This is a genomic window from Mycolicibacterium neworleansense (assembly GCF_001245615.1).
In the GTDB taxonomy this organism is placed as follows: Bacteria; Actinomycetota; Actinomycetes; order Mycobacteriales; family Mycobacteriaceae; genus Mycobacterium; species Mycobacterium neworleansense.
Window position 1 is genome coordinate 1,042,053 of sequence record NZ_CWKH01000001.1, and the last position, 10,649, is coordinate 1,052,701.

The following is a 10,649-nucleotide window of genomic DNA, read 5'->3' on the forward strand; positions in this document are numbered from 1 at the left end:
CTCCTCGCGAACGTGTTTGCCACTCGTAATAACCGTTAGGTTAGTCGGCGCCATTCCAGCCTGTGCGGTGAGATGGCCAACCGAACCGAATGTTTACCCGGATATCAGTGGTTTCAATGCCTCGGCAGCGGCCGTGATGCCGCCGGGCACGTAGCCGCCGAGGGTCACCGGGCTGAGGATCACCCCGTTCACCCCGGCATCGAAGAGCTTGGTCTTGAGCTGTTCGGCGATCTGCTCTGCACTGCCGAACACGGCACGGTTCTGGAAGTCGGGCGGGATCGCGTCAGCGGTGAACTGCTCGCCGATCAGAGCGATCACCAGCATGCTGGTCTCCAGAGTGGCCGGATCCCGGTCGATCCGCTCGCACTCCTGCCGGATCACGTCGAGCTTGCGGGGCAGTTCGTCGAAGTTCGCGATGATGTTGAGGTGGTCGAAGTACCGGGCCGCCAGCGGGATGGTCTTCTTCTCGCCGCTGCCGCCGATCATCAGCGGAATGTGGTCCCGGAAGCGGGGATTGGCCATTGCTTCGACCGTGCGGTAGTACTTGCCGCTGAACGTCGGCCGCTCGCCGGCGAGCATCGGCAGGATGATCTGCAGCGCCTCGCCGAGCTTGTTGAAGCGGTCGGTGAAGGTGCCGAACTCGTAGCCGAGCTGGTCGTGTTCGAGCTCGAACCAGCCGGTGCCGATGCCCAGGATGGCGCGGCCCTGACTGATCACGTCGAGCGTGGTGATGGCCTTGGCCAGCAGCGTCGGGTTCCGGTAGGTGTTGCCGGTGACCAGGGTGCCCAGCTGTACCCGTTCGGTCGCGGTCGCCAACGCGCCCAGCGCGGTGTAGGCCTCCAGCATCGGCTGGTCGGGAGTGCCGAGACCAGGCAGCTGATAGAAGTGGTCCATCACGAAGACGGAGTCGAAACCGGCGGTCTCGGCTTCCTGAGCTTGGGCGATGACGGTCGGGAAGAGTTCGGAAACGCCGGTGCCGTAGGAGAAGTTGGGGATCTGGAGTCCGAGTCGGATTGTCACTTCTCCGACCTTAGCGCGCTATCCCAGGGTGGCGAGCGTACCGCGGCTGACGTGCATCGTCTGCCCGGTGATGTGGCGAGCCGCCGGCGTACTCAAAAACAGTGCGAGACGGGCAAATTCGTCGGCAACCGACGGCGGCGTGCTGCCCAGCCCGTCGTAGCCGGGCTCGGCCGACAGGCCGGGGGCGATGGCGTTGACGGTGATTCCGCGGGTACCGAAGTACGCGGCCTGGCCGGCGGTCCAATCGGCCAGGGCGGCCTTGACGGCGGCCTCGGCACTGCCCTCACGCGGGCTCGCGGGCACGACGTTGACGATGGAACCGCCCGAGCGCAGGTGGTCCCCGACGATCTGCACGGTCAGCACCGCGGAGATCACGGTGGCGTCGAGCGCGTTGCGCCACGCGGTGGCCAGGTCGTTCAGCGTGAAGGTGCGGGGGTCCTTGGACTCGAACAGCGGCGCCGGGACGTTGACCAGCGTGTCGAGGTGGTGGGGGAACAGCGAGCGGGCGCTTTCGAGGCTGGCGGGATCGGTGTTGTCGAACACGATCGACGCGACGTCGAGCTGCTTGGCGGTCAGCTCCAGGTCTTCGCGACGGGCGCCGGCGATGACCACGTTGTGGCCCGCGTCGAGGAAACCTGCCGCGATCGTGCGGCCCAGTTCGGTGTCGCCGCCGGTGACCAGCACCTCCGCCATGATGTACCTCCATGTACCCGGGGATCGCCGCGCCGGACGGGGGCGACCAACGGCCAATGTTACTGGACAGTAGCTAGGACACGAAACTCGGCGCGCCAAATGTCGGCTCGCATATGGTTGCGGTGATGATCCGACCCAGCGCTCTCACCTGCGTCGACGTGGTCGGCGAGGCCGCATCGTGACGAATCCGCCACGGCTTCCGCGGTGGATATTTTTTCCCGCCGCAGTGGGCGCCATATTCGTCGTACTGCCCCTGGTGGCGATGGTGGCAAAGGTGGACTGGCCGCGGTTCGGGTCGCTGATCACCAGTCCGTCGTCGACCGCGGCGTTGAAGCTCAGCCTGGAAACCTCGCTGGCCAGCACGGTGCTGTGCGTGCTGTTCGGGGTTCCGCTGGCGCTGGTGCTGGCTCGCACCGACGGGCCCGTCACCAGGACCGTTCGGCCGTTGATCCTGCTGCCGCTGGTGCTTCCACCGGTGGTCGGCGGCATCGCGCTGCTGTATGCCTTCGGACGGCTCGGCCTGGTAGGCCGTCATCTGGAGGGCGCCGGGATTCAGATCGCCTTCACCACGATGGCGGTGGTGCTGGCGCAGACCTTCGTGTCATTGCCGTTCCTGGTCATCTCGCTGGAAGGGGCCGCCCGCACCGCGGGCGCCGATTTCGAGATCGTGGCGGCGACGCTGGGTGCCTCGCCGGCGACCGTGTGGTGGCGGGTGACCTTGCCGTTGTTGGGCCCAGGCCTGATGTCCGGAGCGGTGCTGGCCTTCGCGCGCTCCCTTGGCGAGTTCGGTGCCACGCTGACGTTCGCGGGGTCGCGCCAGGGCGTCACGCGCACCCTTCCGCTGGAGATCTACCTGCAGCGTGAGAGCGACGCCGACGCCGCGGTGGCGCTGTCGGTGCTGCTGGTCGTGGTGGCTGCCGTGGTGGTCGTCGGGCTCGGTAGCCGCCGGTTGCGGGCGGGTGGTTGGACATGACCCTGCAAGTGCGTGCCGTGGTCGAGAAGCGCGGCCTGGACCTGGAATTCGATGTACCGGCCGGGGAGGTGCTGGCGATACTGGGCCCCAACGGCGCCGGTAAATCGACCACGCTGCATTCGATCGCCGGGCTGGTCGGACTGGATGCCGGGCACGTCCGGGTGGGGGATCGGGTGCTGACCGATGCGGCTGCCGGGGTGCAGGTGCCGACCCATGCCCGCCGGGTGGGCCTGTTGTTGCAGGAGTCTCTGCTGTTTCCGCACCTGAGCGTGCTGGCCAACGTCGTGTTCGGGGTGCGCAGTGGGCGTCGGCTGGGTGGCCGGGCCGCGGACGAGAGTGCTCACCGGTGGCTGGCCGAGGTCGACGCCACCGATCTGGCCGAACGGCGGCCCCGGCGGCTGTCGGGCGGACAGGCTCAGCGGGTGGCGCTGGCGCGGGCGCTGGCCGCCGACCCCGAGGTGCTGTTGCTCGACGAGCCGCTGGCCGGTTTGGACGTCGCCGTGGCGGCGTCGATGCGCAAGGTGCTGCGGCGGGTACTGGGCAGCGGTGGCAGGCCGGCGGTGCTGATCACCCATGACCTGCTGGACGTGCTCACGCTGGCCGATCGCGTGATCGTGGTGGACGACGGGCGAATCGTCGAAAGTGGTTCTGCCGCGGAGGTATTGGCGACGCCGAAGAGTCACTTCGGGGCCCGGTTCGCCGGGGTGAACCTGATCGGCGGCACGCTGGCCGCCGATGGCATCCTGACCACGTCATGGGGCGCGCACTGGCACGGCACGCCTGCGGCCGAGGTCCTGCCCGGCGCGCCGGTGGTGGCGGTGTTCTCACCCGCGTCGGTCTCGGTGTATCGGGAGGAGCCGCACGGCAGCCCGCGCAACACCGTCGCGGTGATCGTCGGCGAGCTCGACAGTCGAGGGCCCGGCATCCGGGTGCGGGCCGATGAACAGCCTGACGGCGCCCCCGGTCTGGCCGCGGACATCACCGCGGAGTCGGCCGCCGAGCTGCGGCTGGCCCCGGGGGACACGGTGTACTTCTCGGTGAAGGCGCAGGAGGTTGCCGTGCACCCCGCAGGTATCGGGAGTTGCTCACCCGGCCCGGCGTAACGAAGGCGCGCAGCGGCCCGAATCACGTGTTGAGGGTCCTGTCGCCGCGGGTGACGGGGGTGGGTTGCCAGGCCCGGCGTGGCGCCCGACACACCCGTGTGTCAGCAACTTTGCGTACTGCTTTTCAGCTGGCGATATCTCATCTGTCGCAACCGCACTTTTTGGCACTCTAAGAGCAACTCACACTTGCGTCACGGCCGTAACACGGTAGTTTCTTCCCCATGGACGAGTCGGATGCGATGTCACATCGGCGCAGAGGTCTGTCGAAGAAGCTGACGCTGGTCGCGGTCACCGGCGCGACCGCCGCGGCCGTTGCGCTGCCGGCGGTGGCGTATGCGGATCCCGTGCCGGCGCCCGGCCCCGGCTCCTGCCGCTCCCGCACCCGAGCCCGGCCGGGTGGACAACGCCGCGGGCGGATTCAGCTACGTCGTGCCCGGCGGCTGGAAGGTGTCCGACGCCACCCAGTTGTCTTACGGGCAGGCGTTGTTGACCAAGATTCCGCCGGAAGGCACGCCGGAACCGCCGAACGACACCAGCGTGCTGCTCGGACGCTTGGACCTGAAGCTGTTCGCCGGCGCCGAGGCCGACAACGCCAAGGCGGCTGTCCGCCTGGCCTCCGACATGGGCGAGTTCTTCATGCCGTTCCCCGGGACCCGGGTGAATCAGGAGACCGTGCCGCTCGACGCCAACGGCCTGACCGGCGTCGCGTCGTTCTACGAGGTGAAGTTCACCGACGCCAACAAGCCCAACGGACAGATCTGGGCCGGTGTGGTCGGTGCGCCGCCGCCGCCGGGAACGCCGCGTGGGCAGCGCGCACCGGAACGCTGGTTCGTGGTGTGGCTCGGATCGGCCAACCATCCGGTGGACAAGGCCGCCGCCGCGACCCTGGCCAACTCCATCCGTCCGTGGACTCCGCCGGCACCCCCGGCAGGGGACCCCAATGCGGCGCCGCCGCCGGTTGATCCGAACGCCCCGCCCGCCCGTCCGGGTGTCGGGGTTCCGGTGCCGGTCACCAACGCACCGCCGGAGATGCAGCCCCCGGCCTGACACGCTGAGCGCTGATCGTTCCCAATTGACCAACCGAATTGTTACGTTCGGGAGGTACACCTGGGTGTGGCTCAGCGAGCCCGCTGGGCAAAGCCAGTGACAGGCAGGAGACCTGCAATGGACGTATTGGCGGCTACCGAAATCCTGGCTCGTTCCTCCACGCTGACCAGTGTCGGCTGGATCGGCTACATCATCATCGGTGCGATCGCCGGGTGGATTGCGGGCAAGATCGTCAAGGGTGGTGGCGAGGGCATCCTGATGAACATCGTGATCGGCATCATCGGCGCGCTCATCGGTGGATTCCTTCTCAGCTTCTTCGTCGACACCGCTTCCGGCGGCTGGTGGTTCACCCTCTTCACCGCGATTCTCGGATCGGTGATCCTGCTCTGGATCGTCGGCCTGGTCCGCAGGGGCAGCTGACCGGCGCGGGACATGGTCACCGGGACCGCAGGGGCCATGACGGCCTGGCAGGTCGTCACCCCTGGCCCGGTGAGTTCCCATCCGCTGCAACGGGTCAGCGTGCCCATGCCCCAGCCGGGTCCCGACGAGTTGCTCGTAGCGGTCCTGGCGTGCGGCGTGTGTCGCACTGACCTGCATGTGACAGAAGGCGATCTGGACGTACACCGCCCCCGTGTCATTCCCGGGCACGAGGTGGTGGGCGAGGTGGTCGCGGTCGGTGCCGACGCCGCCGGCGGGTATGCGCCCGGTGACCGCGTCGGGGTGGCCTGGCTGCGGCACACCTGCGGTCGGTGCGCCTATTGTCTGCGCGGGCGCGAGAATCTCTGCCCGTCGTCGCGCTACACGGGCTGGGACGCCGACGGCGGCTACGCCCAATTCACCACTGTTCCGGCCGCATTCGCGCTCCGGCTGCCTTCCGGCTACTCCGACGTCGAGCTCGCGCCGCTGCTGTGTGCGGGGATCATCGGCTATCGGGCACTGTTGCGTACCGACCTACCGCCGGGTGGACGGCTCGGACTCTACGGTTTCGGCGGCAGCGCACACCTGACGGCGCAGGTGGCGTTGGCGCAGGGAGCCCGCGTGCATGTGATGACCCGCGGCGAACGCGCCCGCGAACTGGCACTGGCGCTGGGCGCCTCGTCGGTGCAGGGCAGCGCGGACATGCCGCCCGAGCCGCTGGATGCCGCGATCCTGTTTGCCCCGGTGGGGGATCTGGTGTTGCCCGCGCTGGAGGCACTGGACTCCGGCGGTGTGCTGGCGATCGCGGGCATCCACCTCAGCGACATCCCGGTCTTGAACTATCAGCGGCACCTGTTCCAGGAGCGGGAGGTCCGGTCGGTGACCGCCAACACCCGTGCCGACGCCCGCGATTTCCTGGCGTTCGCCGATGAACATCGACTGGCGGTCAGCACGCCCGTATACGGCCTCGACCGCGCCGATGAGGCGCTGGCCGATCTGAGCGCGGGCCGCATCGCGGGTGCGGCCGTGCTGCAGGTTTAGCTCACAGCGCGGCCAGCGCGGCGCCCAACCTGCCGGCGAGGTCGCCGTGCCCGAAGGCGTACAGCGGGCCGAGCCCGTCATTGATCACCCGGGTCAGCCGGGCCATGCCGCGGGCGTCCACCGGCAGTGGTGCATGCAGCCGCAGGGTGAGCGCGTCGATCATCGCCTCTGCAGCGGCAATATTCTTCCGGTGCAACGGGATTCGTGATGACCACAGGATGGTGTCGGTAGTGGCTTCGTGCGCGCAGCGGCGCAGTACGCGGGCGATCGCTGCGCGTTCCGAGTCCGACGTCAACCGGGCGGCGCGGGCGGCGAGCGCACTGCCCGGGGGAATCGGGGCGCCCACGGCGAGCATGGCGTCAAGCCGGCCCGATCGCATCCGTGCGGTCAGGCGGGCTCGGATCGACGGGCGGCAGGGGACAGGTGCACGGCGGACTGTGGTGGCTGGTATCGCAGAAATTCGGTTGTCGTTCATGGCGAGACCTCGTAGTTTTCGGTGTGCCCAGTCCGGAGTTCGTGACTACCTATGACCGTACGCCGGTCACGAATGACTAGTCAATCCGATTTAGTGGTCACGGCGGTACGCTGGAGCGATGACTACGACGTGGGCCGGCGACTCCGAGACCAAACCCGCGCCCGACCCCCTGGCCCGGATTCAGGCCCTGGTCAACACGATCGAGTTGCCGGCCGGAGCCGACCGCCTCGCCGATCCCGCCGACGCGGCGCCCTGGTTGGCGGCCCACGGCCTGCTCGCAGCGGGGGCGACTCCGACCGCAGCCGAGTTGGACCTGGTGCGCCGAGTACGCGAGGCGTTGCGCGCGCTGCTGATTCACAACACCGGCGGCCCGCCGCCGCGCGCCGATCACCTCGCCGTACTGCAGGGGCTCGCCGATGCGTCCACCGCACGGGTCGGTCTGGATGACGATGGGCAGGTGTGGTTGTCGGCCGCCGGGCAGGGCGTGCGTGAGCGCCTGCTGGAGCTGCTGCTGGTAATGCGCGACGCGCAGCTCGACGGCACGTGGGGACGCCTCAAGGCATGCGCGAACGACGAGTGCGCGTGGGCGTTCTACGACCGGTCGCGCAACCATGGCGGGACCTGGTGCGTGATGTCCGAGTGCGGAAACAAGTTGAAGAACCGCGAGTTCCGGGCTCGAAGACGCGCCGGCGGCTAGGTCGACAGGTGCCAGACCAGGGCGGCTGCCAGCGCGCCGACCCCGTTGAGCGACCAGTGCAGGGCGATCGGCGCGATCAGGCTGCCGCTGCGTCGCCGCAGCCAGGTGAACACGAAGCCGGCCGCCCCGGTGGCGACCACGGCCAGCACCACCCCGGCGATCATGCCGAAGATGCCGCCGCCGAACAGTCGGGTGAAGCCGACATTCTCGCTCGTCAGCCCGAGTGAACTGGCGATGTGCCAGAGACCGAACAGCAGTGAACCGCCCGCGGCGACACCGCGAAAACCCCAGGCCCGGTTCAGCGCTCCGTGCAGCACACCACGAAACGCCAGCTCCTCGGGGATCACGGTCTGCAGCGGGATGATCACCATCGAGGCGAGCAGCGCCCCCGAGATGGTCGCGTAGTTGTCGTTCATGAACATCGGCCGGGTCCACGGCAGCGCCGCCCCGATCGCGATCACCGACACCACGAGTGCGACGGCGCCCAGCGCGTAGCCGACGCCGGAGCGCCAGTGTTCGCGGCCCAGCCCCAGTTCGGTCCAACCCAGGCCGCGGGCGCGCACCAGGACCAGCAGGCCGACCGCGGCGGCCGGGACCGTGGCGATGCTGGCCCACGGGGTGGTGAAATGCGCGATCAGGTTGGTCAGCGTGAGGATGACGACGACGATGCCGATGTCGGCGTAGATCCGGAAGTGGTGCAATGCCGAGAGCTGGGCCACCAGTGGATGTGGATGCGCGGCCACGGCGCTCTGATCAGACATAACTCGCTAATCGTACCGGCGCGGCGCAATTACCCAGGTCACAGATCTTCCCAGGTCCAGTTGGTGATGGCTGGATCGTCCTCGCCGTGTTCGCGGGTGTAGCTGCGGGCGGCGAGCCGGGCATCGACCATCTCCTGCCGCAGCCCGGCGGCGCTGACCGCCAGCCCTTCGACCCGGTCGATCACGTCCATGACCAGGTGGAACCGGTCGAGGTCGTTGAGCATCACCATGTCGAATGGTGTGGTCGTCGTGCCGCGCTCTTTGAACCCGCGTACGTGCAGCTGGTCATGGTTGGCGTGCCGGTAGGCCAGCCGGTGGATCAGCCACGGGTAGCCGTGATAGGCGAAGATGACCGGTTTGTCCGTGGTGAAGGTCGAATCGAACTCGCTCTCGGACAGCCCGTGCGGGTGTTCGGACTCGGGCTGCAGCCGCATGATGTCGACGACGTTGACCACCCGGACTTTCACGTCGGGTAGCCGGCGGCGCAGGATGTCGGCCGCCGCCAGCGTCTCCAGCGTCGGGATGTCGCCTGCGCAGGCAAGCACGACGTCCGGCTCGCCGGTGGTGTTGCTCGCCCACTCCCAGATCCCCAACCCGCGGGTGCAGTGCGCGATGGCCTCGTCCATCGTCAGGTAGGTCAAGGCCGGTTGCTTACCCGCCACGATGACGTTGACGTACTGGCGGCTGCGCAGGCAGTGGTCGGCCACCGACAGCAGGGTGTTGGCATCCGGCGGCAGGTACACGCGCACCACCTCGGGGCGCTTGTTGGCGACGTGGTCGATGAAGCCAGGATCCTGATGTGACGCGCCGTTGTGGTCCTGCCGCCACACGTGCGACGTCAGCAGATAGTTCAGGGAAGCGATCGGCCGGCGCCACGTCAGGTGCGAGCTGCTGAACAGCCATTTGGCGTGCTGGTTCATCATGGAGTCGACGATGTGGACGAACGCCTCGTAGCAGCTGAACAACCCGTGCCGTCCGGTCAGCAGATAGCCCTCCAGCCAGCCCTGGCACAGGTGCTCGGAGAGCACTTCCATCACCCGGCCGTCGGGTCCCAGGTTCTCGTCGACGGGCAGGATCTCGGCCTGCCACGCCTTGTCGGTCTTCTCGAACACTGCGGACAGGCGGTTCGAGGCGGTCTCGTCTGGCCCCATCAACCGGAAGCGGTCGGGATTGTCGGCGATGACATCCCGCAGGTACGTGCCGAGCACCCTGGTCGCTTCGGCGGTTCCCGTGGCGGGGCGCTCGACGGTGACCGCGTAGTCGGTGAAGTCCGGCAGGTCGAGGTCACGCAGCAGTAATCCGCCGTTGGCATGGGGATTGGCGCTCATCCGCCGGGGCCCTGAGGGTGCCAGCGCGCGCAGGTCGGGCCGCAGCGCCCCGGTGGCGTCGAACAGTTCCTCGGGCCGGTAGCTGCGCAGCCATGCCTCGAGCTGGGCCATGTGCGACGGGTTGGTCCGGGTCTCCGACAGCGGCACCTGATGCGAGCGCCAGGTGCCTTCCACAGGCTTTCCGTCGACCTCGTGCGGGCCGGTCCAGCCTTTCGGGGTGCGCAGGATGATCATCGGCCACAGCGGACGGCCCGGTTCACCGTCGAGGCGGGCCGCCCGCTGGATCGCCGCGATCTGGTCGAACGCCTCGTCCATGGCCGCGGCCAGTTGCTGGTGCACGTTGGCCGGATCGTCACCTGCCACGGTGATGGGGCGGTACCCGTAGCCGTACAGCAGCGATTCGAGCTCTTCTTGCGGAATACGGGACAGGACCGTGGGATTGGCGATCTTGTAGCCGTTGAGGTGCAGGATCGGCAGCACCGCACCGTCGACCACCGGGTTGAGGAACTTGTTGGAGTGCCAGCTGGCGGCCAGCGGACCGGTTTCGGCCTCTCCGTCGCCGACCACACAGGCCACCACGAGGTCCGGATTGTCGAACGCCGCGCCGTAGGCGTGCACCAGGGCGTAACCGAGCTCACCACCTTCATGGATGGAGCCGGGGGTCTCGGCGGCCACGTGGCTGGGAATGCCGCCGGGAAACGAGAACTGGCGGAACAGTTTCCGCAGGCCGTCGGTGTCCTGCCCGATACCGGTGTAGACCTCGCTGTAGGTGCCTTCCAGGTAGGCGTTGGCCACCAGGCCCGGACCGCCGTGGCCCGGGCCGGTGACGTAGATGATGTTCGCGTCTCGCTCGCGGATGATCCGGTTCAGGTGGGCGTACAGCAGATTCAATCCCGGGGTGGTGCCCCAGTGGCCCAGCAGTCGCGGTTTGACGTGCTCGGCGGCCAGGGGCTCGGCGAGCAATGGGTTGTCCAGGAGATAGATCTGGCCGACCGACAGGTAGTTCGCCGCCCGCCAGTAGGCGTTGAGCTGCTCGAGCTCCGTGTCGGTCAGGGCCGGGGATACGGTCGCGTCGGTCATGTTCTCCATAGTGG

The 10,649-nt window shown here is 68.2% G+C and carries 10 protein-coding genes and 1 pseudogene; 6 read left to right on the forward strand and 5 right to left on the reverse strand.

The window, feature by feature from the left end:
* Positions 1 to 93: 93 nt before the first annotated feature.
* Positions 94 to 1,020 (reverse strand): LLM class F420-dependent oxidoreductase, encoded by a 927-nt coding sequence (locus BN2156_RS04900; RefSeq protein WP_090510851.1) that lies wholly within the window; start codon positions 1,018 to 1,020, stop codon positions 94 to 96.
* 18 nt (positions 1,021 to 1,038) lie between these two features.
* Positions 1,039 to 1,713, reverse strand: a complete 675-nt coding sequence (locus BN2156_RS04905; RefSeq protein ID WP_090510853.1) for an SDR family oxidoreductase — start codon at positions 1,711 to 1,713, stop codon at positions 1,039 to 1,041.
* Positions 1,714 to 1,891: 178 nt separating this feature from the next.
* Here BN2156_RS04905 and BN2156_RS04910 point away from each other — a divergent pair, with 178 nt between their 5' ends.
* The 5 genes and pseudogenes from BN2156_RS04910 to BN2156_RS04930 all read left to right on the forward strand — a co-directional run bounded on the left by BN2156_RS04910 (position 1,892) and on the right by BN2156_RS04930 (position 6,294).
* Positions 1,892 to 2,686 (forward strand): ABC transporter permease, encoded by a 795-nt coding sequence (locus BN2156_RS04910; RefSeq protein ID WP_090510856.1) that lies wholly within the window; start codon positions 1,892 to 1,894, stop codon positions 2,684 to 2,686.
* A complete protein-coding gene (locus tag BN2156_RS04915; RefSeq protein ID WP_090510858.1) occupies positions 2,683 to 3,789 on the forward strand; it encodes a sulfate/molybdate ABC transporter ATP-binding protein in 1,107 nt (368 codons plus the stop codon). Before BN2156_RS04910 ends, BN2156_RS04915 begins: the two co-directional genes overlap by 4 nt.
* Before the next feature lie 221 nt (positions 3,790 to 4,010).
* Positions 4,011 to 4,836, forward strand: a pseudogene (locus BN2156_RS04920) (APA family fibronectin-binding glycoprotein).
* A 117-nt stretch (positions 4,837 to 4,953) separates the two neighbouring features.
* Complete coding sequence (locus BN2156_RS04925) at positions 4,954 to 5,256, forward strand: GlsB/YeaQ/YmgE family stress response membrane protein (RefSeq protein WP_090510861.1); 303 nt, start codon at positions 4,954 to 4,956, stop codon at positions 5,254 to 5,256.
* 36 nt (positions 5,257 to 5,292) lie between these two features.
* The gene (locus BN2156_RS04930) at positions 5,293 to 6,294 is read left to right on the forward strand and encodes a zinc-binding alcohol dehydrogenase family protein (RefSeq protein WP_090515485.1); all 1,002 of its coding nucleotides are present in this window, start codon (positions 5,293 to 5,295) and stop codon (positions 6,292 to 6,294) included.
* Position 6,295: 1 nt separating this feature from the next.
* On the opposite strand, the gene BN2156_RS04935 is transcribed toward BN2156_RS04930, so the two are convergent.
* Entirely contained in the window at positions 6,296 to 6,769 is a 474-nt protein-coding gene (locus tag BN2156_RS04935; protein WP_090510867.1) for a hypothetical protein, read from the reverse strand.
* A gap of 118 nt (positions 6,770 to 6,887) precedes the next feature.
* Here BN2156_RS04935 and BN2156_RS04940 point away from each other — a divergent pair, with 118 nt between their 5' ends.
* Complete coding sequence (locus tag BN2156_RS04940) at positions 6,888 to 7,466, forward strand: CGNR zinc finger domain-containing protein (RefSeq protein WP_090510870.1); 579 nt, start codon at positions 6,888 to 6,890, stop codon at positions 7,464 to 7,466.
* Here the strand turns inward: BN2156_RS04940 and BN2156_RS04945 are convergent.
* Both BN2156_RS04945 and BN2156_RS04950 read right to left on the reverse strand, forming a co-directional pair.
* Complete coding sequence (locus tag BN2156_RS04945; protein WP_090510871.1) at positions 7,463 to 8,227, reverse strand: CPBP family intramembrane glutamic endopeptidase; 765 nt, start codon at positions 8,225 to 8,227, stop codon at positions 7,463 to 7,465. The genes BN2156_RS04940 and BN2156_RS04945 overlap by 4 nt on opposite strands.
* 38 nt (positions 8,228 to 8,265) lie before the next feature.
* Positions 8,266 to 10,635 carry a phosphoketolase family protein gene (locus BN2156_RS04950; protein ID WP_090515487.1) on the reverse strand — a complete coding sequence of 790 codons (2,370 nt, stop codon included), beginning with the start codon at positions 10,633 to 10,635 and terminating at the stop codon, positions 8,266 to 8,268.
* Positions 10,636 to 10,649: the final 14 nt, after the last annotated feature.

Excerpts from the sequence above, each read along its gene's own strand:
- BN2156_RS04905 (WP_090510853.1), bottom strand. The coding sequence starts at position 1,713 with ATGGCGGAGGTGCTGGTCACCGGCGGCGACACCGAACTGGGCCGCACG.
- BN2156_RS04915 (WP_090510858.1), top strand. The coding sequence starts at position 2,683 with ATGACCCTGCAAGTGCGTGCCGTGGTCGAGAAGCGCGGCCTGGACCTG.
- BN2156_RS04925 (WP_090510861.1), top strand. The coding sequence starts at position 4,954 with ATGGACGTATTGGCGGCTACCGAAATCCTGGCTCGTTCCTCCACGCTG.
- BN2156_RS04930 (WP_090515485.1), top strand. The coding sequence starts at position 5,293 with ATGACGGCCTGGCAGGTCGTCACCCCTGGCCCGGTGAGTTCCCATCCG.
- BN2156_RS04935 (WP_090510867.1), bottom strand. The coding sequence starts at position 6,769 with ATGAACGACAACCGAATTTCTGCGATACCAGCCACCACAGTCCGCCGT.
- BN2156_RS04940 (WP_090510870.1), top strand. The coding sequence starts at position 6,888 with ATGACTACGACGTGGGCCGGCGACTCCGAGACCAAACCCGCGCCCGAC.
- BN2156_RS04945 (WP_090510871.1), bottom strand. The coding sequence starts at position 8,227 with ATGTCTGATCAGAGCGCCGTGGCCGCGCATCCACATCCACTGGTGGCC.
- BN2156_RS04950 (WP_090515487.1), bottom strand. The coding sequence starts at position 10,635 with ATGACCGACGCGACCGTATCCCCGGCCCTGACCGACACGGAGCTCGAG.